General features: G+C 73.7%; 17 protein-coding genes. 10 read left to right on the top strand and 7 right to left on the bottom strand.

The window, feature by feature from the left end:
* Positions 1-27: 27 nt before the first annotated feature.
* Entirely contained in the window at positions 28-678 is a 651-nt protein-coding gene (locus ACQPYD_RS30955; protein ID WP_433698897.1) for a TetR/AcrR family transcriptional regulator, read from the bottom strand.
* A gap of 301 nt (positions 679-979) precedes the next feature.
* Here ACQPYD_RS30955 and ACQPYD_RS30950 point away from each other — a divergent pair, with 301 nt between their 5' ends.
* Genes ACQPYD_RS30950 through ACQPYD_RS30940 form a run of 3 tightly spaced genes read left to right on the top strand, consistent with a single transcriptional unit; the run spans position 980 to position 4,244 of the window.
* Positions 980-2,368, top strand: a complete 1,389-nt coding sequence (locus tag ACQPYD_RS30950; protein WP_433698895.1) for an ABC transporter substrate-binding protein — start codon at positions 980-982, stop codon at positions 2,366-2,368.
* Entirely contained in the window at positions 2,365-3,330 is a 966-nt protein-coding gene (locus tag ACQPYD_RS30945; protein WP_433698893.1) for a carbohydrate ABC transporter permease, read from the top strand. The genes ACQPYD_RS30950 and ACQPYD_RS30945 overlap by 4 nt, the downstream gene beginning before the upstream one ends.
* Positions 3,327-4,244 (top strand): carbohydrate ABC transporter permease, encoded by a 918-nt coding sequence (locus tag ACQPYD_RS30940; protein ID WP_433698891.1) that lies wholly within the window; start codon positions 3,327-3,329, stop codon positions 4,242-4,244. Before ACQPYD_RS30945 ends, ACQPYD_RS30940 begins: the two co-directional genes overlap by 4 nt.
* Positions 4,245-4,444: 200 nt before the next feature.
* Here the strand turns inward: ACQPYD_RS30940 and ACQPYD_RS30935 are convergent, their stop codons facing one another.
* The 3 genes from ACQPYD_RS30935 to ACQPYD_RS30925 form a co-directional block, all read right to left on the bottom strand.
* Positions 4,445-5,410, bottom strand: a complete 966-nt coding sequence (locus ACQPYD_RS30935; RefSeq protein WP_433698889.1) for an LLM class flavin-dependent oxidoreductase — start codon at positions 5,408-5,410, stop codon at positions 4,445-4,447.
* A gap of 217 nt (positions 5,411-5,627) precedes the next feature.
* On the bottom strand, positions 5,628-7,031 hold the full coding sequence (locus tag ACQPYD_RS30930; protein WP_433698888.1) for a hypothetical protein: 1,404 nt from the start codon (positions 7,029-7,031) through the stop codon (positions 5,628-5,630).
* 247 nt (positions 7,032-7,278) lie between these two features.
* Complete coding sequence (locus tag ACQPYD_RS30925; RefSeq protein WP_330162601.1) at positions 7,279-7,521, bottom strand: hypothetical protein; 243 nt, start codon at positions 7,519-7,521, stop codon at positions 7,279-7,281.
* A gap of 486 nt (positions 7,522-8,007) precedes the next feature.
* Here ACQPYD_RS30925 and ACQPYD_RS30920 point away from each other — a divergent pair, with 486 nt between their 5' ends.
* Entirely contained in the window at positions 8,008-10,155 is a 2,148-nt protein-coding gene (locus ACQPYD_RS30920) for a protein kinase domain-containing protein (protein ID WP_433698886.1), read from the top strand.
* Between the two features lie 16 nt (positions 10,156-10,171).
* Here ACQPYD_RS30920 and ACQPYD_RS30915 read toward each other — a convergent pair whose 3' ends face one another.
* From ACQPYD_RS30915 to ACQPYD_RS30905, 3 genes are all read right to left on the bottom strand, one after another.
* Entirely contained in the window at positions 10,172-10,261 is a 90-nt protein-coding gene (locus ACQPYD_RS30915) for a hypothetical protein (RefSeq protein WP_433698885.1), read from the bottom strand.
* Positions 10,262-10,302: 41 nt separating this feature from the next.
* Positions 10,303-10,869, bottom strand: coding sequence for an NADAR family protein (locus ACQPYD_RS30910; protein WP_433698883.1), 567 nt, complete (start codon positions 10,867-10,869; stop codon positions 10,303-10,305).
* A gap of 194 nt (positions 10,870-11,063) precedes the next feature.
* Entirely contained in the window at positions 11,064-11,852 is a 789-nt protein-coding gene (locus ACQPYD_RS30905) for a dioxygenase family protein (protein ID WP_433698881.1), read from the bottom strand.
* A gap of 80 nt (positions 11,853-11,932) precedes the next feature.
* On the opposite strand from ACQPYD_RS30905, the gene ACQPYD_RS30900 reads away from it, so the two are divergent.
* From ACQPYD_RS30900 to fxsT, 6 genes are all read left to right on the top strand, one after another.
* Positions 11,933-12,439: a MarR family winged helix-turn-helix transcriptional regulator gene (locus tag ACQPYD_RS30900; RefSeq protein ID WP_433698880.1), complete on the top strand. Its 507-nt coding sequence runs from the start codon at positions 11,933-11,935 to the stop codon at positions 12,437-12,439.
* 186 nt (positions 12,440-12,625) lie between these two features.
* Positions 12,626-13,069 (top strand): DoxX family protein, encoded by a 444-nt coding sequence (locus ACQPYD_RS30895; protein WP_433698878.1) that lies wholly within the window; start codon positions 12,626-12,628, stop codon positions 13,067-13,069.
* A 247-nt stretch (positions 13,070-13,316) separates the two neighbouring features.
* Positions 13,317-14,219, top strand: coding sequence for a trypsin-like serine peptidase (locus tag ACQPYD_RS30890; RefSeq protein ID WP_433698876.1), 903 nt, complete (start codon positions 13,317-13,319; stop codon positions 14,217-14,219).
* Positions 14,216-15,775 (top strand): hypothetical protein, encoded by a 1,560-nt coding sequence (locus tag ACQPYD_RS30885; protein WP_433698875.1) that lies wholly within the window; start codon positions 14,216-14,218, stop codon positions 15,773-15,775. The genes ACQPYD_RS30890 and ACQPYD_RS30885 overlap by 4 nt, the downstream gene beginning before the upstream one ends.
* A gap of 21 nt (positions 15,776-15,796) precedes the next feature.
* A complete protein-coding gene (locus ACQPYD_RS30880) occupies positions 15,797-16,999 on the top strand; it encodes an AAA family ATPase (RefSeq protein WP_433698874.1) in 1,203 nt (400 codons plus the stop codon).
* Between the two features lie 35 nt (positions 17,000-17,034).
* Entirely contained in the window at positions 17,035-21,480 is a 4,446-nt protein-coding gene (gene fxsT / locus ACQPYD_RS30875) for an FxSxx-COOH system tetratricopeptide repeat protein (RefSeq protein ID WP_433698872.1), read from the top strand.
* Positions 21,481-21,489: the final 9 nt, after the last annotated feature.

Genomic DNA, 21,489 nt, shown 5'->3' with positions numbered 1-21,489 from the left:
TCGCGTTCCGGGCCGCCCCGGCGCGGGTCAGTCCTCCTGGGACAGCCGGGCGACGAGGGCGTCTATCACCAGCGCGGTCACGGAGGCCATGTCCACGGCCTCCGGGTCCAGGAGCCACTGCACCTGGAGGCCGTCCATGACGGCGATGACCGCGGCGGCGGCGGCTCCGGCCGGGGTGCGCCCGTCGGGGCCGGGGGTGGACGCTGCCTCCCGGTGCTCGGGCCCGAGCCTGTCCAGGACGGCGTCGCCGATCTCGCCGCGCAGCACCGTGTAGCGGTCCCGGAACCACTCCTGGGCGGGGTGCCGGTCGGTGGCGCTCTCCGCCGAGAGGACGGCGTACAGCTGCGTGGTCCCCGGGCGGGCCGCGTTGCGCTCCGCGGTGGTCACCAGGTGGTCGAGCATCCGGCTGCCCCCGGGCGCCGGGTCGGTGTCGTCCCGCAGCTCCAGGACGGCGGTGAGCAGGTCGGTCTTGGAGCCGAAGTGGTGCAGGACCCCGGCCGGGGTGATGTCGAGCATCGCGGCGATGTCGGCGAGCGAGGTGTTGTTGAACCCCCGGGCCGCGAAGACGTCGGCGGCGGTGCGCAGGATCTGCTCCCGCCGGTTCACCCGCTTCCGCGGAGTCGGGGCCTCGGGGCCGCCGGGGGACCGGGTGTCCGGTGCGGGGGTCGTCTCGCTCATTCCTGCTCTCCACTTCGTTGTACCCGGCGGGTACTCCGGGCCCGTGGCCGGGGGCGGGCCCGTCGCCCACGGTATCGAGATTTCGTTTCCTCCCCTTGCTTAATAAACATTAAGTAAGTAAAGTTCCCGCTCAAGAGACGTACATCACAGGGTAGGGCGGCCCCCCGCCGCGTCGCGGCGCGGCGTTCCCCAAGGAAGGGCACAGCGGGGCCCGGGGCTCCGGACCCCCACACCCGCGCCGGACGGCTCTCCACCCGGGCCGCTCCGCCCCCCGACAGCAGGTCTTCCCCGAGGACACAGCATGAGAGCTCCCCTCCCCCACAGCGGCCCGGGACACCTGTCCCGGCGCGGGCTGCTCCGCGCGGGCCTGACCGCCTCGGCGGCCGGCTCCGTCGCGGCGCTGGGCGGATGCGCCGCCACCGTCGGCCCCGCCGAGAGCCGTCCGCCCGTCCCACCCAAGGACCCCGACGAGAACATCACGCTCACCTACTGGACCTGGTGGCCCGCCCTCCAGGCCGTCGCCGACATCTGGAACGCCGACCACCCCGACATCCAGGTCCGGGCCGTCACCATCCCCGGAGGACTCGACGGCGGGTACGCGAAGATGTTCAACTCCCTGGTCGCGGGGAACCAGCCCGACCTCGCCCAGGTGGAGTTCTTCCAGATCCCCTCCTTCCTGCTGGAGAACGGGCTGGAGGACCTCGGCAGGTACGGGGCCCTGGACCACGCCGACCGCTACGACGAGTGGCAGTGGCTCCAGGCGTCCTACGCCGGCGGCCACTACGGGCTCCCGGTGGACTCCGGGCCGATGATGTACTTCTACCGCGCCGACAAGTACGAGGAGTGGGGCGTGGACGGCGCCCCCGCCACCTGGGACGAGTACGCCGAAGCGGCGCGCCGGGTGGCCGCGGCCGAGGACGGCGCCGCCATCGAGTCCTTCCCGGTGGGCGACGCCGACTGGCTCGCCGGCATGTGCATGCAGGCCGGAGCCCGGTGGTTCGGCACCGAGGGCGGCGAGTGGTCGGTCAACTTCCTGGACGACGCCTCGGTGAGGGTCGCCGAGTTCTGGCAGGGGCTGGTCCGCGAGGGCGTCCTCGACCTCACCCGCCCCGTGTGGTCCACCGGCTGGTTCCAGGGGCTCCAGCGGGGCACCGTCGGCACCTGGACCGTCGGCAGCTGGGGCGACGCCATCATCAGGGGGAACGACCCCGACAACCCCGGCCGCTGGAGGGTCGCCGGGATGCCGCAGTGGGGGAGCGGTGCGCGACTGGAGGGGACCTGGGGCGGCTCGTCCTCCGTGGTCCTCAGCGGGGCGCCGCACCCCCACGAGGCGGTGCGGTTCGCGAACTGGCTCAGCACCGACCAGCGCGCGGTCGACGCCATGATCACCGAGTGCGGCATCGGGTGGGCCGCCTCCGAGGAGCTCAACGACGCCTCGGTCCGCAACCAGGGGCCCGACCCCTTCTTCTCCGATCAGAACTACACCGGAGTCGTCGCCGAGACCACCGGGTACATCGCCGCCGACTGGGTGTGGGGACCGACCCTCAGCGCCACCAAGAACCACATCGGCGACGCGTTCCGCTCCGCCGTCGCCGACGGCACGTCCTTCGTCGACGCGCTCGCGACCGCGCAGGAGAACACCGTCGGCGACATCCGCGCCAAGGGCCTGTCCGTCAGGAGCGCGTCATGACCGCGGGCACGCGCCCCGCCCCGGGGGCCGCTCCGACCCCCCGCGCGACCGCGCCGGGACGTCGCGGCCGGCGGCCCGGCGCGGTCGCGCTCGCGCCCTGGGCCTTCCTCGCCCCGTTCCTGGGCCTGTTCGTCCTCTGCTTCCTCCTGCCGATCCTGTACGCCTTCTACCAGAGCTTCCTCCGGGTGCGGCGGTTCGGGCTGTTCGGCGAGGAGGGCCGGGAGACGGTCTTCGCGGGGTTCGACAACTACGCCCGCGCCCTGGGCCAGGACGGGTTCGTCGACTCGATCGGCCGCGTGCTGCTGTTCGGCGTCGTCCAGGTGCCCGTCATGATCGGGCTGGCGCTGCTCCTGGCCCTCCTGCTGGAGTCGGCCTCCGCGACGTGGCCGGCCTTCTTCCGCGCCGCCTTCTTCATGCCCTACGGCGTCCCCGGCGTGGTGGCGTCCCTCCTCTGGGGCTTCCTGTACACCCCGGGCCTCTCCCCGGTCATCGACGTGGCGGGGGCGGTGGGCCTGGAGCTGGACCCGCTCGGGCCCGACACGGTCCTGTGGTCGATCGCGAACATCATCACGTGGCTGTTCGTCGGCTACAACATGCTGATCCTGATCGCGCAGCTCAAGACCATCCCCGAGGAGCTGTACGAGGCGGCGCGCATCGACGGCGCCGGCCCCTTCCAGACCGCCTGGCGGATCCAGATCCCCCTCATCCGTCCCGCCCTGGTGCTGACGACGGTCTTCTCCGTCATCGGGACCCTCCAGCTCTTCGCGGAGCCGCTGATCATCAAGGGCTTCACCGTCAACATCGACTCCGCCTACACGCCCAACATGGCGGCGTTCAACTCCGCCTTCACCGACAACGACTACAACGTGGCGGCCGCGCAGTCGGTCATCGTGGCGCTGGCCGCGTTCGTGCTCTCGTTCGGTTTCCTCCGGCTGGTCGACAGGAAGGACCGGCGGCGATGAGCACGACCGGGAACACCCCCGCGCAGGACGCGCCCGCGACGGCCCGCCGCGCACCCGCCGGGACCGCCACCGGAGCCCCGCTGAGGTCCAAGATCCTGGTCACGGGCATCCTCGCCCTGTTCACGGCGTACTTCGCGGTGCCCGTGCTGTGGGTGTTCGTCGCCTCCACCAAGACCGCCTCGGACCTGTTCGACTCCTTCGGACTGGCCTTCGCCGGCGAGTTCGCGCTGTTCGGGAACATCGCCGGCGTGTTCGGCGCCAACGACGGGATCTTCTGGCGCTGGACGCTCAACAGCCTCCTGTACTCGGTGTTCGGCGCGCTGCTGGCCACCGTCCTGGCGGCTGCGGCCGGGTACGCCCTGGCCAAGTACAGGTTCCGCGGCCGCGAACTGGTCTTCGGGCTCGTGCTCGGCGGGGTCCTGGTCCCGGCCGCGGCCACCGCGCTGCCCCTCTACCTGCTGTTCAGCCAGATCGGGCTCGCCAACACCTACTGGGCGGTCCTGCTGCCCGGCCTGATCTCCCCGTTCGGCCTCTACCTGTGCCGGATCTACGCCGACGCCTCGGTCCCCGACGCGGTCATCGAGTCGGCCCGGCTGGAGGGCGCGGGGGAGGGGCGCATCTTCTTCACCCTCGGCCTGCGGATGATGGCCCCCGCCCTGGTGACGGTGTTCCTGTTCCAGATGGTCGGCATCTGGAACAACTACTTCCTGCCCCTGGTGATGCTGGCCGACGAGGAGCTCTACCCGATCACCCTGGGCCTCGTGACCTGGCAGACCTACCAGAGCCGCGACGTCGGGATGTACACGAACGTCGTCACCGGGTCCATGCTGTCCGTCATCCCCCTGGTCATCGCCATCGTCGTCCTCCAGCGCTTCTGGCGCGGAGGGCTGACCGCGGGCGCCGTCAAGGGCTGACTGTGAGGATGTGTGGTGGCTTCTCCGGCAGGTCTGACCCACGGGCTGACCGACACCGACAGGTTGTCCTTCAGGGGATCCGTCGGCCTGCTCGGGGAAGCCACCGCACGCGACCGCGGACGCGGAGCGGGGCCGGGCGGTACGGGAGCAGCGGGGACAGGGGCTCCCACATCACACCGGCAACGGTTTCGGACAGCCCCTCAGGGCGTGGCCCGGTCCGGACCGGAGCGGGGCGACCGGGCTCGGCCGAGCAGGTCGCGGGCCCGGGCCAGGACCTCCACCTGGCGCTCGAAACGCGGCCCGTCGAACGCGAGGCCGACCCCGGTCGCCCCCGCCTCCGCGTAGGCCGCGAGGCGCTCGGCGACCTGTTCGGGACCACCGACGACGGTCACCTGCTCGACCTGCTCCCGGGGCATCCCGAAGGCCTCCGACAGCATGGCGTACATCGCCTCGCGTTCGGCGGCCGAGGAGGGCGACTCCCCGAGCACGGCGTGCAGGCCGATGTGCACGCCCGGGGAGGGGCGCCCCCCGGCCGCCGCGAGGGCGCGGAGCCGTGCGGAGTCGGCGGCCAGTTGTGCGGTGGTCAGCGCTGACGGCAGCCAGGCGTCCCCGTGGGCGACGATGCGCTCGAACACGGCCGGCGCGCTGCCGCCGCCGACGAACACGGGCGGCGCGGGGGCGCCGGGGGCGAGGGTGACCACGGGTTCCCCCGGCCGGTCGGGGACGACGGTGGGCTCCCCCCGGACGAGCCCCGGGAGGAGGGCCAGCGCCGCGTCGGTCAGCGCGCCCCGGCGGGTGGACGGAGCCCCGACCGCCTCCCAGAAGGGGGATCCGGGGAACCCGCCGATGCCCACGCCCAGGCGGACGCGGTTGCCCGACAGGTGCTGGAGGCTCTGGATCTGCGCGGCGAGCATCGCTGTGGGGCGGGTGGGCAGGGAGAGCACGCCGAAGTCCAGGTGCACGCGTTCGGTGACGGCCGCGGCGGTGGCCAAGGCGGTGATGCTCTCCAGGGCGGGGGTGCCGTCGCCCACGAGGACGTCGGCGACGCTGACGGAGTCCAGACCCGCGGCCTCGACCGCGCGGACCGCGTCGGCGAAGGCGCGGGGGGTGCGTGCGGTGGCCGCGTCGAGGACGGGGAGTCCGACGCCCACCTCGGGGACTGTCATGTGATGCCTTCCGTCGGTGTCCGGGGCACCAGCATCGAACATCAAGCAATGTTGAGGTCAAGGGGGGCGTGCCGAAGGTGTGCCCGGACCCGCTCCCGGATCGGAGGGCGCCCGTCCCGTAGGTCGTCCGCGCAGGCGCAGCCCGCGCGGGTCCGGGGCCGTGCGCACGGCCGGGACCGACCGCGGAGGGGAGAACCGCTCCGGAGGCCCCGGGCCCTCAGACCCCCGCGCCGCAGTCGGTCGCGGCGCCGGAGGGGTCGCAGGCCAGCATGACCAGGCGCAGGGTCTCCGGTCCGCTGACCTCGACGGTGACGGTCCCGGTGCGGTGCGCGGACCGGACCGCCGCCGGGTCGGGCCGCCCGGGCCCGGGAGCCCTGTCCGCCCGGTCCGCGGCGTCGGCCGCGCACGGTTCGGCGCAGCCGAACACCCGCGCGCTCCCGTCCCGGAGCACCTCGACGCGTGAGCCGGCCGGCGCCCCCGGGGCGGCGGCGGGCGTGGCGGCCTCCGCGTCGTCGGGGCACGGGCTCTCGGTGTCGCACACCCGCAGGTAGAGCGTGGAGGGGCCGTGGTCGGGGTCCGTGCGCCAGTAGGCGGCCACGACCCGGCCGCCGACCCGTGCGTGCGACCCGTCAGCGTCGACGTGCGCCTCGCGGCCCGGCTCGGCGGGACCGACGGTGCACCCGGGACCGCAGTCGGCCTCGCGCAGCCCCCCGGGACCGACCTCGAACAGGTGGGCGGTGCCGTCCTCGTCCTCGATCTGCACCGTGGTCCGGTTCTCCGCCGACGCCGTGAGGGCGGCGGAGGGCACCGCCCCGGGGGGCGCCGGCTCCGGACGGAGCAGCCCCGGGACGGCGAGCGGGAGGAGCGCCAGCACGCAGACGAGGGCGGGCACCGCGGCCGGGACGCCGTGGGCGTCGCCGGGGCGGGGACGGGGGAGCGCGGCGCGGACCGGTGCGGTCAGCCGGGCGGTGCTCCGGGCGCGGACGGTCCGCCAGGTCTCGGCCAGGGCCCGTCCCGGGGACAGGTCGGCCAGGACGCGGTGGGGGAGCGCCACCAGGAGGAGGGCCGTCACGGCGATCCCGGCCGCCGTCGCGGCCGCGGCCGGTGCGGACCACACGCCTTCCGACGCGAGTCGGCGCAGACCCCAGAACGGTCCGGCCCAGGACGCGGCCGAAGGAAGGAGGAGTGCCAGGGTCCCCGGGACGCGGCGCAGGGCGCGGGACCAGGCCGCGCGCGCACCGACGTCCTGCCCGAGCACGGCGCCGCCGCCGACGAGCAGCCCCGCGTGCACGGACACCGGGAGGCCGACCACGAGGGCGGCCAGGGTGAGACCGGCGAGGACCACGAGGCCCGCGGACGGCTCCGCCGGAAGGGAGAGCGGCGGCGCGGCCCCTCCGGCCGGGGCCGGCGAGAGGAGTCCGTGGGCCGGGAAGGCCACCGAGGCGACGGCGAGGAGGAGCACGGCCGGGAGGAGGGGGAGCAGGACGGCCGTCAGCAGGGAGCCGCCGGGCGACGGGCGCCGCTCGCGGGGGCGGGCGGAAGGGGAACCGCCCGGGGCACGGTGGGGGAGTGCGGAATCCGCGGTCCGACGGATTCCGCCGGAGCCGGTCTGACCGTCCATCGCCGTCTCCCTCGCTGTGCCCCAACCGAGACTACACAGGCCTTCCGGGGCGTACCGGGCGCTCCGGGGATCGGGGGCGGGGGCGGGCCGCACCGGACCGCGTCGGGCGGGCCGGCCGGCGCGGGGGCGGCGCCGCGGGGCCTCCCCCGGTTCGGGGGAGGCCCGGAATCCTGTCGCGTGCCGCCCCGGCGGCGCGGTCGGGGGCGCCGCCGGGGCGAGCCCGGCACGGAGGCGCCGCGGTGCGGTCCTACCAGGACCGGACGCCGCCGACGGGCGCGGGCAGGCGCTCGTTCAGCCACGTCCACGTGCCGTCGTTCTCGGTGAAGCGGCGCTGGACGCGCTCCACGTCCGTGAGGGGGTTCGCGAACACCTCGGTCCACGCGCCCGCGGTGCGCTCCTCCAGGTAGAGGCTGCGCGCGTCGGTGCGCATGCGCACCGCCTGGAGGGTGTGGGAGGAGCCGTTGCTCAACTGGATGCGGTAGTAGGCCATGGGAAGTCCCTGGGGTCTGGTTCGTCCTGGGAGGAAGAACGGTGCGTCCCCGGAACGTGCGTGCCGCCTCGAACGGCAGGGGGATCGGTTTCCCGGTGCGTGCGGCGGGACGAGAGTGGTCGTCGACCGCGAGGGTGCGCCTGAAGGGTGGCGGCGAGAGTGCCGAGACCCGGAGTGCTCCGGGGAACGGGTGCTGGTGCCGGTGCACCGTGCCTTCCGTGTCCTCGGACTCTACTCCCCCGGGTGGGGGCGGGAGTCGAAAACGGGGTGACGGGCGGTGAAATCCGGGTGATCCGCGGGTGAGCGGCGGAGGTGATTCGGAAACCACTGTGTATATCGGTCTATATTGCTGTGATTCGTGTGATTGACGCGACCAGAGGGAAACAGTAGCGAGCCGAGGCGAACGGTTCACGCTCTGCGGTCGTCCAACGGACAGGACCCTCTCCCCAGGGCGCCCCGCGCAACGCTTCCGACCCGAGGACCGCCATGGCCCACCCGCCCCCGCCGCCGAACCTCACGCCCCTCCAGAGCTCCGACCCCCGTGTGATCCCGCCGTTCGCCGTGCACGGCAGGCTCGGCGCGGGAGGCATGGGCGTGGTCTACGGCGCCGTGGGTCCGGACGGGCGGTGGGCGGCGGTCAAGGTCGTACGCCCCGAGTACGCCGGAGAGCCCGAGTTCCGCTCCAGGTTCGCCAGCGAGGTCGCCCTGATGCACCGGGTGCGGGCCCGCTGCATCGCCCCCGTGCTCGCCCACGACACCCGCGCCGAACTCCCCTGGTACGCCACCCCCTACCTCCCCGGTCCCACCCTGGGCGCGCGGGTGCGGCAGGGCGGGGCGCTCGCGCCGCACCAGGCGAGGGTGGTCGCGGCGGGGATGGCCGAGGCGATCGCCGCCATCCACGCGGCCGGGGTCGTGCACCGGGACCTCAAGCCCGCCAACGTCATCCTCGCCCCCGACGGTCCCAAGGTGCTGGACTTCGGCATCGCCAGGGCGGCCGACGCCACCGCCCTCACGCGGACCGGCGGGCTCGTGGGATCGCCCGCCTGGATGAGCCCGGAGCGCTACCGGGGCACCAGCGGCCCCGAGGCCGACGTGTTCGCGTGGGGCGCGATGGTCGCCTACACGGCCACCGGGCGGCCGCCCTTCGGGGACGGAGGCGCCGAGACCCTGATGTACCGCATCCTGCGCGAGGACCCGGACCTGGAAGGACTCCCGCCGGAGCTGGAGGAGCCGGTCACCCGCGCGCTCGACAAGGACCCCGCGTCCAGGCCGTCGGCCGGGGAACTGCTGCACCGCGTCGCGGCGGCGGACCCGCAGGCCGCGGCGGGGGCGGACGACACCACCATCGTGGACGGGCTGATCCGCGCCCACTGGGCCGGCGGCGCGGTCCGGGGAGCCCCGGCGCCCCGGACCGCGCCGACCGCCTTCGCCCCGCCTCCCCCCGCCGCCGGCCCCGGGGGCGGACCGGCGGGCGGCGGGCCCGGACCCGCCGGAGCGGGAGCCGCCCCGCCACCGCGGAGGCGGTTGCGCCGGGCCCCCGTGGTGATCGCCGCCGGGGCGCTCGCGGTGGCGGCCGTGGGCGGTATCGGCCTGGTCAACGCCCTGGAGGGCGGCGATCCGGACCCGCCCGCCCCCGACCCCGCCCCGTCGGTGGAGACCGCGGAACCGGGCACCCTGACGGGCACGGTGAACGGCGCCGGCTCCACGTTCCTCTCCTCGGCGGTCGAGGCGTGGTCCGCCTCGTACACGGCCGAGCGGCAGCCCGACACGCGGATCTCCTACGAGGCGACCGGCTCAGGGGCGGGCGCCGACGCGTTCGTGCGCGGCGAGGTGGACTTCGGGGCCTCCGAGAACGCGCTCACCGAGAGCCAGGCCGCGGAGGCGGAGGAGGCCAGGGGCTGCCCCGTCGTGCAGTTCCCCGTGCTGGCGGGGGGCGTCGCCCTGGTGTACAACGCCGAGGGCCTCGACGGCCTCTCGCTGGCCCGGACGGAACTGGCGGACATCTACTCCGGCGCCGTGACCTCCTACTCCGACCTCGACGGGGCCGCCGACCTCCAACTCCCGGACCTGGAGATCGTCCCCGTCCGCCACGAGAGCGAGGCCTCCACGGCGCACGTCTTCACCCGCTACCTGGCCGCCGACGGGGGGCCCTGGGGAGCGGACAACTTCGGGGACGACACCCGGTGGGGCCCCGGCGTGGTCGCCGCGTCCGGGGACGAGGGCGTGCACGCCGAGGTGGCGGCCACCCCGGGAGCGCTCGGGTTCGTCAACGCGTCCTACGCCGAGGAGCACGGCCTGGACGTGGTGCCGCTGCGCAGCGACCGGGGCGTCGAGATCGACCTCAGCCCGGCGACGACCAGGGCGGCCACCGAGCAGATCGACCTCGACGGGACGGACTTCTCCCTCGACGCGGTCGGAGGGGACAGCGCCTACCCGATCATGCGGGTGAACCACGTGTTCGCCTACGAGTGCGGCCACCCGGACGGAACCGGTTCCGTCCTGCGCGACTTCTGGGCCTACGCCCTCGGGGACGAGGGCGCGCGGATCGCCGAGGGGACGGGGTACACGCCGCTGGCGGACTCCGTCGGCGCGCGGGTGGTCGCCGACCACGTCTCCCGGATCGCCGAGGGGTGACCCGTCCGGGTCCCGCTCAGGCGTTGATGCCCCCGTCCACGCCGATCACCGTGCCGGTGACGAACCGCCCGCCCGGTCCGGCCAGGTGGGCGACCGTCTCGGCCACCTCCCCGGGACGGCCGAGGCGGCCCCGCGGGTGAGCGGGGCTCAGGCGGCGGCGAGGCGGGCGCGCGCCTCCATGAGCGCGAAGCCCAGCAGGTTGAGGCCCCGCCAGTGCTCGGGCTGCTCGGCGTGGTCGTGCCGGGCGCCGAGCCCGATGCCCCACACGCGGTCGCGCGGGCTGGCCTCCACCAGCACGCGGGAGCCCGTGCCGAGCAGGTAGGCCCCCAGGTCCGGGTTCTGGCCGAACTTGGCGACGCTGCCCTCGACCACGATGCCGAACCGGGCCGCCTCCCACGCCTCCTGGTCGAAGCCGCGGACCTCGCGGCCGATCGCCTTGGCGTCGCGCGGGTGCCCTGCGGAGATGATCCGCGCCTCCGCCTCGGCGTCGCCGAACAGGCGTGCCTTCCCGGCCATCATGTAGTGCTCGGCGGTCGGGTAGGGGACCCCGTCCACCGTGAAGTCGGCGGCCCACCACTGGGAGAGGCAGCTCGCGGAGACGCCCCCGCCGTCCGGGGGCCGGTGCCCCCAGAAGCAGAGGTACCGGGCCCGCCCCGTGGCGTCGATGAGCTCCCGCACGGACCGGGCGTCCGCGGGGTCGTGTGCGTCGGTCATGGGGGAAGCCTGCCAGGGGCCGCCGACGTTCGGCCGGCCTTTTCCCGGCCGGCGCCCGGAGCGGTCCGCGGCCCCGCCGCCTCCGCCGCGGTCTCCTGCTCCCGGGCGGTCCGGGCGCCGAGGCCGTCCACGGGCACGGGGCCGTCCGGACCGGATCCCCTCGTGCCGCACCGGGAACGGGTGCGGCCGGCCCGCTAGTCGAACTGGAAGGAGCGCTTGGCCAGGCCGTGCCAGAAGCCGTCCACGGTGGACCGCGAGCTCCGGTGCCCGTCCAGGCCCGCGCCCAGGGCCACGAACAGCGGCGCGAAGTGGTCGCTGCGCGGATGGGCGATCGCGGCGGCCGGGGCCTTGTGCCCGAAGTCGAGCAGGGAGTCGACGTCGTGGTCGGCCACCGCCCGGTTCACCCAGTCGTCGAACTCCACCGACCAGGAGGGGGCGTCGCCGTGCGCCTGCCGGGACATCTCGCGCAGGTTGTGCGTCGTGAACCCGCTGCCGACGATGAGGACGCCCTCGTCGCGCAGCGGGGCCAGGCGGCGCCCCAGGGCGAGGAGCCGGGCCGGGTCGAGGGTCGGCATGGACACCTGGAGGACCGGGACGTCCGCCTCGGGGTACATCTCCCGGAGGGGCACGTAGGCGCCGTGGTCGAGTCCGCGCTCCGGGTCCTGGTGGAGGGTCCCGACCGGACCAGTGACGAGGTCGCGCACCCTCGCGGCGAGGTCCGGCGCTCCCGGGGCGGGATAGGCGACACCGTAGTAGCGTTGCGGGAAGCCCCAGAAGTCGTAGGTCAGAGGGACTCCGTCCGCCGTCGCGCCGACGGTGAGCGGAGCGTCCTCCCAGTGCGCCGAGACCACGAGGATCGCCTTCGGCCGGGCGAGGCCACCGGACCAGTCGGCTAGCTCCCGGGTCCATCGGGCGTCGTCGGCCAGCGGCGGCGCCCCATGGCTGAGGTACAGGGTCGGCATGCGTGTGGGCCACGGTGCCATGGGGTCCTCCTGTGACTGGGAGATCGGATTTTGACCAGAACACAATTGAACTCTCAAGTATTCCGGGGGGCACGGGCCTGATGGCCGACACGAGGTGGCTCGACGACGGCGAGCAGCGGACCTGGCGGACCTTCCTGGCCGCCGTCCACCTGTTGGAGGGCTCCCTGGACCGTCAGCTCAGAAGGGACTCGGGGCTCCCCCACGCGTACTACCAGGCCCTGGCGATGCTGTCCGAGGCGCCGGGGGGCGCGCTGACGATGACCGAGCTGGCCAGGCTGCTGAGGTCGTCGCCCAGCCGGCTCTCGCACGCCGCCGCCCGGCTGGAGGAGGACGGCCTCATCCACCGGTTCAAGCGGCTGGGGGACAGGCGGACCACGATCGCCGAGCTCACGCCGCGCGGGCTCAAGGTGCTGCGGGAGGCGGCGCCGGGCCACGTGCGCGAGGTGCGCCGGGTCCTGTTCGACTCCCTGACGAGGGAGCAGGTCGACCAGCTCCGCGAGATCTCCGAGGTGATGCTCGGCGAGCTGGACCCCGAGGGGCGGGAGCCGCGGTGCCCGGGGGCCGGAGGGGCCGGCGACCGGGACTGAACCGCGTTCTGTGACCTGCCCTGACCGGGGGTTACGGCGTGGGAGGGAAAAACACGGGAAGACACTCTATGTGTTCGGGCGGATGCGTACTATCATCTGGCTTCCCAGAAAAAGGTTGCGGTCTCAAGTGTTGGACTCGGGCCACGATCTCCTCTGGGATACCCGCTCACAGAACAGGAATCACCCGTGAACGAGAAAACAGTCACCTCCAGAATCAGCGACACCACCACCCTCCTCGCGAGAGCGGTCGTCGGTGTCGTCTTCATCGCCCACGGTTGGCCGAAGGCCGCCGACCTCGAGGGCACCGCCCAGGGGTTCGCCTCCCTGGGAATTCCCTTTCCCCAGTTCTCCGCCCTTCTGGGCGCGGGAATCGAGATGGGCGCCGGGCTGGCGCTCGCCGTCGGGTTCGCCCTGCCCCTCGCCGGACTCCTCCTGGCCTTCATGATGGGAAGCGCCTACTACTTCGCCCACCTCGGAGACGCGTTCATCGGCGGCTACGAGTACCTGGTGGTCCTCGCCGTCACCGCCGTCGCCCTCGGGTTCGCGGGCGGGCGCTACTCCCTGGACCGCGTCATGCCGTGGGGCCGCGCCCCGCGCCGACGGACATCGGAATCACTGCCGGCCTCCTGACCGGGGTGCCCGGTCGCCCGCTGCCGGAGGCGGGCGGCCCGGCCGCCAGAAAATACTTTTAACTTACTTAACACCTTTCACAAAACAGACATTAGTTCGCACAATATCGAGTTTCTGTCCTATCCTCGTGGTGTTTCGGGTTCGATCGGTAGAATAAAAAAAACCAAACAGAATCCATGTTGACAGCGGGGTCGCGTCACCGGGTCCGTCCTCCGTGACCCGACCCCCTGTGCCGAACGGGAGAACCGTGTCCCTCCTGTCCAACCGACCCGACACCCCTGACTGGCAGCTCCGCGTCACCGACCGGGACGGCACCGCCCTCCACGGAGCGGCGGTACTGGTCGCGCCGGAGTACGCCCTCACCTGTGCCCACGTCGTCGTCGAGGCCGTCGGGCCCTCCGCGGGCCCCGGCAGCGAGGTGCGCCTGGACGCGCCGCGCGGACTCCCCGGATGGGAGTCCGTCGGCACCGTCCTCGCCGGCGGGTGGTGGTGGGAGGGGGAGGCGCCCTGGGACGCGGCCGTGCTCCGCCTCGACCGCACCGCCCCGGGGCCGCCCGCCGCGACCGCCCGCCACCGCGTCGGGGACCGGGTACGCGTCCTCGGCTTCCCCAACGCCGAGACCGGACGTTGGGTGACCGGACGGATCACCGGCGACAGCGGCAGCCGTTTCGGCTACACGCAGATCGACGTCGACTCCGCCACGGGCTTCACCGTCCTGCCGGGCTTCAGCGGCAGCGGTGTCCGGGAGGGGGCGGGCGACGGTCTCCTGGGCATCGTCTGCGAGGCGGCCGCCAACGGCAGGGCCGGCTGGATGATCCCCCTCGACCGGGTCCCCCGGGTCTGGGGGGCGGGACCGGACACCGCGACCGCCGTCGCGCGCACCGCGCGCGCCATGACCGACCTGCGCACCCTGCTCTCCCCCGACCTGAGATTCGACCTCTACACGGCCCTCGACCCGAGGCTGCGCCGCAGACTCCGCGCGGACCAGGACCTGACGGTCTTCGCCTCCCAGCTGGTCTCCCTCGCCCACGAGGAGTACCGACTCCTCGGCGCCGTGCTCGACCTCCTCGACGAGAGGGAGGAGGGGAGCGCCGGCATGCTCCGCGTCCGCGAGGCCGCGGGGCCGCTCCTGACGGGGCGGGACGGGTGAGCCGTGCGGCCGGGATAGAGGACCAGCCGCTGGAGGGCCCCGTCCCTCCGCGGGTGGACGAGGCCGACTACGCCCGGCTCGCCAAGGCCCTGTGCTCTGTCACCTGCGTCACGTCCCCCGAGTACCACGAGCTGCTGCTGGGCAAGCTCCCCCGGGTCCGCTCCGGGGTCAACCGGAACGCCGTGCCCGTGGTCTTCACCGACGCCCTGGTCGGCCGCTGCCGCGAGAGCCGGCTGCTCGGCGTCCTCATGCGGTGGATCGGCTACTGGTCCGACGACAGCCGGAGCTGGCGGACGGCGGCCCTGATCGCCGAGCCCCTGGTGAGGGAGGAGGAGTGGGCCCAGGTCAGCCAGGCCATACCCGAGGCCACCCGGCAGCAGGTCGACACCGTCCGGGAGGAGCTGGTCCTGTACGACGCCGCGGACTTCCGGGAGATCGCCGACCGCGTCCGGGGGGCGCGGTCCATCGACCGCACGCCGTCCGACCGGGCGTGGCACACGTTCGTGGCCCTGGCCGAGATCCCCGGCCGGGAGGGGGAGTCCGCGCTGGTCGAGTTCTGCGCGATCCTGGGCGCCCGGGGCGCGCTGCGCTGCGCGGCGCTGCTGGAGGGCTGGGGCGGGGGGAGCGCCCCCGAGGCCCCCGGGGCGCCGCCGGGGCCGGACGCCGGGGAGGACGTGCCGGCCCGCCTCGTCGTCCACGTCGAGAGGGGCGAGGAGCGGGACCGCCACGACCTGCGGTACTGGACGGTGCTCAGGGAGCACGGCGGGGACCGGCCCGACTTCTGCGACTCGGGCACCCGCAAGGGCGTCACCCCGGACAGGATCGCCGACAGCGTCGGCGTCCTGCTCGGCCTCGTGGAGGTGGACCACCGCAGGGAGCACCACCGGGGGAGGATGCGGGTGGAGCTGGTCGCGGAGCTGGACCTGCTGCGGGAGCTGGAGGCCGACCGGTGGCAGGAGGCGGGGGGAGCGGCCGGGGCGCCGCCGCTCGGGGCCCGCGCGGAGGTGGTCTACCGGGCGGCGGAGCTGGAGGACCCCTCGCGGCGCGACTACGACGCGGGGCGGAGGGCACTGGGCCGGCGGTGGGCGGCACTGCTGAGGTGCGGTTCGGGGGTGCACCTGGACACGGCCCACGAGGCGGAGACCAAGGAGCGGCTGAGCGGCCGGACCTACCGGGAACCATTGGAGGATCGGCTCCCGGACGATAGAATAGCCATTCTCTCGGTCCCCTCCCATTTGGACGACTGCCACCAGTCGGTCCGGTCCGCGATCAGGTTCGGAGTTCCGGTTGTGGTGTGGCGTTCCGCCGACAACGGCCGGGGAATCGGTCCGTGGCTCAATCTGGGAAAGACGGGGCGAGAGGTGACGGTGTCATCAGAGAAACTCCAGTCGATCCCCCAGGTGCTCCACAAGTCCCGCTCAGGGGGCGTTTCGCCGGACGATAGCGGGTACATCGAAGAAAGCTTCGAGGTCGCCGTCTTCTACCACGATTCCCTGCCGGTCCTCCCGGACCCCCCTCCGCTGACCGCCAGCAGTATCCGCACCACCCCCCGTTGACCGAGGCTCGAAGGGCTCGCCATGACCGCACACGCCGGACCCGGGCCGACCGACTCCGTACCGGAGTGGTGGGTCTTCCACGGCACTGGTCAGCCGCGCGCGCATCTGGACCTCGCGACGCGGTTACCCCCGCCTCCGCAGTGGCGTACCTACGGCGGGGCGTTGAACTCCGGTTCGACGTCCCCCTTCTACGAACCGTCGGCTCCACCGGGGGAACCCGGTGAGCCGGCGGAGCCGGGGGAGGACGCCGTCGCGACGGCGGAGAGCGCGCGCCACCTCGGCCCGCAGCACCCGCGCCCCGGCACGGTCCCGCTCGGCCCCCACCGCAAGCACCTCCTGGACAAGGTCAACGCGGCGATCCACCTGCGCAGGCCGCTCCTGGTCACGGGGCCGCCCGGGGTGGGCAAGTCCAGCCTGGCCCACCAGATCGCCCGCGAGCTCAACCTGGGCAGGACGCTGCGCTGGGCGGTGACCAGCAGGAGCACCGTCGGGGACGGCCTGTACTCCTACGACCCGCTCACCCAGATCCACGACCTCAACCTGGAGAACGCCCACCGGCGGGCCACCGGGCAGGCCCCGGACCGGCGCTACGCGGGGGACGGCGACGCGCACCTGCGCAGCAGCGCGGAGTCGATCAGCCGCTACCTCGCCCTGGGCCCCCTGGGCACCGCGTTCCTGCCGACGAGGGCGCCCCGCGTCCTGCTGATCGACGACTTCGACCTGGGCGACTTCGACCTCCCCGGAGACCTGCTCGACCTGTTCGAGAACGGCGGCTACCGCATCCCCGAGCTGGCCAGGCTGGCCGGGGTGGCGCCGGCGATCGAGGTGGCCACCGACGACCCCGGACGCACCGTGCCGGTCTCGCACGGAGAGGTGCTCTGCTCCGCCTTCCCCATCACCGTGCTCACCTGCAACAGCGGACGCGACCTCTCCCCCGCCTTCATGCGGCGGTGCATCCCGGTCCGGATGGGCCTCCCGGACGAGCAGGAGCTGCTGGCCGCCGTGGCGGGGCACTTCGGGGGCGACCTGCCCTCCGGGGCGCGCCCGCTGGTGACGGAGTTCCTGGAGAGGAGCGGCAGCGGGCACGAACTCGCCATCGACCAGCTGCTCAACGCCGTGCACCTGGTGGGCGCGCTCGGCCCCGACCAGGCCGGACCCGGGGGGGACCAGGTGCGGGAGCTCTCGGAGCTCCTCTGGCACCGGCTCACGGAAAGCCCGGGATGAGTTCGGGGCGTGGACCGGGGAGCGACCGACCCCGGGTGACAGGCGACGCGGAAGGGTCCACGCGCCGGGGGCCGGGGCTCACCGCGACCGACCTGGCGGACGCGATCCACCTGGCGGCCCTGTGGGACGCGAGCGCCCGCCGGGCCCGGCGGGCGCATCGCCTCGGGGAGGGCCGGGAGGAGCTCGTGGCCGACACGGGCCACGACTTCGGGCCGGCGCCGTCCCCGTGGCCTCCCGGCACGGTCCCGGAGCGGGCCGGTGACCCCGTCGCGGGCCGGCCCCGGGAGCCCGCGCCCGCGCCCGGCGCGGACCGCCCGGCGGCCCCGGACGGGCGCGTGCCGACACCGGACGCCCCTTCCGGGCGAGAGCAGGCCCCCTCCGAGGAGGGGGCCGAGTCGCCCGGGTTCGTCCAACCCGTCCTGGAACGGCGGCAGGAGTTCGTCGCGGCCCTGTCCCCGTTCAACCTCAAGGTGCCCCGGGGCGAGCCCGACCGGGTCGACCCGGAGGGCACCGCGCGCGCGTACGCCCGCGCGCTGCTGGACAGCCTCCACTGGACGGACGGCGAGCGCGAGAGCGCCGGCGTCCCCGTCGTGCCCGCGCTCCGGGCACGCGACGAGAGGGCGGTGGACCTCACCCTCCTCCTCGACGAGGGCGTCACCATGCTCTTCCAGCGCGGTCCGGCGGGCGAGTTCGCCGGGCTCCTCCGGGACAGCGGGGTCTTCCGGACGGTGCGCGCGCTGCACTTCGACTCCGAGCGGGCCGGGCCGCCGGAGCTGAGGGACGCGAACGGGCGGGGCCGCGGCCTCGGCGGACGCCGGGCGACCGGCGCGCACGTCACCCTGATCCTCACCGACGGACTCGGCGGGGCCTGGCGGGACCGGGAATTCCAGGAGTGGGTGGCGGGCGCGGCCGGTGAGGGCGCACTGGCGATCCTGCACCTCCTGAGCCCCCGGCTGTGGAGGCGCGGCGCCATCGCCACCGTCCCCGCGGAGCTGGGCACGTCCTGGCCCGCCGCCGCCGGGGCGCCGAACACCCGGTACGTGCGCGAGCGGACGCTCGCCGACCTGGTCGCGGACGAGGACGAGCCCGCGGCCGGGACGCTGGTCCCGGTGCTCCCGCTGAAGCCGTCCGCGCTCCACGACTGGGCGTCGTTCGTGATGGCCCGCGGCCGCGCGCGGCTGTGGACGCACACCGCCGAGTTCCCCGGGCGGCCGGGACCGGTGCTGGCGCCCGACGCCGGGGCCGACGGGGAGTTCGACCCCGAACGGGAGGTGGGCCGCTTCCAGCGGGCGGCGACCCCCGAGGCGTTCGACCTCGCCGTGGCCCTGGCCGCCGTCCCGCTGGACCCGGGCCTCGTGGAGGCCGTGTGCGAGGACGTGATGGGCCGGGCGTCGCCGTCCGAGCTGACCGAGGTCTTCTTCAGCGGGCTCGTCCGGATGGGGGACGCGGCCGAGCGCGGGGCGGTCCGGTGGGACTTCCGCGACGGGGTCCGCAAGGCCCTCCTCGCCAGGGGAGGGCGGGTGTCCGACATCCGCCGGATGCTGGGCCTGGCGGCGGAGCGCCTGCTGAGGGTGGACCCCTGGTTCGGCGACCTCGCGAGGATGCTCCGCGGCGAGCACGTGGTCTCCCCGACGAACACGGGGGCGTCGCGCTCGTGGGTGCGGTCCATGCTCCCGGCGGTGGAGAGCGCGGCCCTCGTACGCCGCTATTCGGCACCGATCAGGGAATATGCCGAAGCGGCCGGGCGAAACGGATACCGGGATCATTCTGCGCCGGAAACCTGGGCCCCGTCCCCGTCTGGTTTAGGATTGACCAAGGTTCCCGGATCTGCGCAAACGAGCAAGAGCGATAACCGGAAGACACGGAATACCGCACCCTTTTCTGATCGGTCGGGTGAAAAGCCGCTTATGTCTACAAACCCGTCAATTGGGGATAGAATGAACGATTCTGGCGACATTCACAGCGGCCGCGCGGGCAGATCGTCCACCAGCGGTCGGCCGCTGAGTGCTGTCTGGGTGCAGGTTCCCCGTAAGAACAGTGCTTTCACGGGACGCGAGGAGCTGCTCTCCGCGCTGAGGGCACAGCTCCTCACGGGGCAGCGCCAGGTCATCACCGCGCTGAACGGGATGTCCGGGGTGGGCAAGACCGAGCTCGCGAAGGAGTACCTGCACAGGTACGCCTCCGAATACGACCTCATCGTCTGGATCCCCTCCGCCCACGGCAACCAGCTGCGCGAGAGCTTCTCCGTGCTGGCGTCCCGTCTGAGGCTGGACAGCGTCGGCGCCGGCAGCGGGCACGTCGTGGAGGACGTGCTCGCGGCGCTCCACCAGGGCGGGCTCTTCCAGCGCTGGCTTCTCGTCTACGACAACGCGCAGGCCCGGGCCGAACTGGAACAGTATCTTCCTGTCGGGGGCGAGGGGCACGTGATCATCACTTCTCGGGACAACAGCTGGACCGTGGCGGGGGGTGACGCCTTCCTCTCCGTCCGGGAGTTCGAGCGCAAGGAGAGCATCGAACTCCTCAAGCGGCGCGGTCCGGCCACTCTCACCGACGACGAGGCGGACGCCCTGGCGCGCGAGCTGGGCGACCTGCCCCTGGCGCTCAACCAGGCGGCGGTGTGGCTGCACGAGAGCGGCATGGCCACCGAGGAGTACCTGCGCCAGTTCGCGGACAAGAGCGAGGAGATGCTCGCGCTGCTGCGCCCGGACGGGACGTACCCGGTGGCGGTCGCCGCCGCGTGGAACGTGTCCCTGGACCGGCTGGCCATGACCAACCCGGCCGCGCTCCAGCTGCTCCAGCTCTGCTCGTTCATGGCGACGGCGCCCATCCCCCGCACCCTCTTCAACCACGCGCGGGGCATCGAGGGCCCGGCGGAGCTGAGGACGGCCCTGGAGGACCCGGCCAAACTCGGCATGGCCATCCGGGACATCGGGCGCAACAGCCTCGCCCACATCGACCACCAGCGCAACACGATCTCCCTGCACCGGCTCGTGCAGCGGGCGGTCCAGGCGCCCATGGACGAGGCGGAGCGGGAGGAGATGCGCCACTGCGCCCACCAGCTGCTGGGCCGCAGCGACCTCCAGGACGTGACCAACGACTCCAGCCGCTTCACCGACCTGCTGCCGCACGTGTGGGCGTCCGAGGCCTGGGACTGCGCGGACCCGTGGGTCCGCGCCGTGGTGGTCCAGATGTGCCGGATCGCCCTGCTGCGCCAGGAGTTCGAGGACGCCCGCCGCCTGGGAGACACCGCGTGGGCGTGGTGGAAACAGCACCTGGGGGAGGAGCACCCCTCCACCCTCGGGATGGCGGTCCAGGTCGCCGTGGCGATGCGGGGCCAGGGCCACCTGGCGGAGGCCCTCGAGCTGGGGGAGACCACCCTGGCCACGCTGCGCGAGCAGCAGAACCCGGAGGACCCGGAGACCCTGGAGGCGGAGATCGAGCACATCCGCAGCCTGCGGTTCGTCGGCAGGTTCCGGGACTCGCTCGCCGCCGCCGCCGACGCCTACCACCGCCGGGTGCGCCTCTTCGGGGAGGACGATCCCCACACCCTGCTCACCGCCCACTTCCGCGCCTTCAACCTGCTCCTCAGCGGCGACCCGGCGGCTTCGGCCGAGCAGTACCGCGACACCCTGACCCGGCTGGAGATCGTCTTCGGCCCCGACCACGGGCGCACCCTCGGCACCAACAACGGGTACGCGGAGGCCCTGATGGAGCGGGGCCTGTACCGGGAGGCGGAGGCGATCCAGACCAACCAGGTCGAGCGGGCCACCAGCCTGCTCGGCGAGGACGACCCCGGGACCCTGAGCAACGTGCGGACACTGGCCGTCATGCGGCGGCGGATCGGCAGGCACAGGGAGGCGTTCGCCCTCTCGGAGCAGGCCTGGCAGCGCTTCCGGATCAAGCAGGGCGCGGACAGCAACGACACCATGTACGCGGCGCTCGTGCACTCGATGTCCCTGAGCGCGGTCGACCAGCACGACGAGGCACTGGAGCTGGCGCAGACCACCGGTGAGCGCTACGTCAAGCTGCTGGGCGACCAGCACCCCTACGTCGGGGCCGCGAACATCAACCAGGCGATCATCCTGCGCCGCCTCGGCCGGGTCGCCGAGGCGCGCGAGCTGGACGAGGGCGCCCTGGCGCTGTTCCGGGAGCGGATCGGCGGGCACCACCCCAGCGCCCTCTCCTGCCTGGTCAACCTGGCCAACGACCACTTCCTCACCGGGGACGTGGTGGGGGCCCGGGAGCTGGACGAGGAGGCCCTGGCCGCGTGCACCAGGGAACTGGGGGCGAGGCACCCGCTGACCCTCCTGGCCCGGCGCAACCTGCTCGTGGACCGCAGGGCCCAGGGCGAGGACGTCGACCCGGAGTTCATCGAGGTGGAGGACATGTACCGGGAGGCCATGGGCGCCGACCACCCCGCGACGCTGAGCATCCGCAAGAGCGTGCGCGGGGACGCGGACATCTACCTCGCACAGATGTGACCGCGGTGG

It is taken from the genome of Nocardiopsis sp. CA-288880, from assembly GCF_050955985.1.
Lineage (GTDB): Bacteria > Actinomycetota > Actinomycetes > Streptosporangiales > Streptosporangiaceae > Nocardiopsis > Nocardiopsis tropica.
This window is presented reverse-complemented; position numbering and strand designations above follow the sequence as displayed.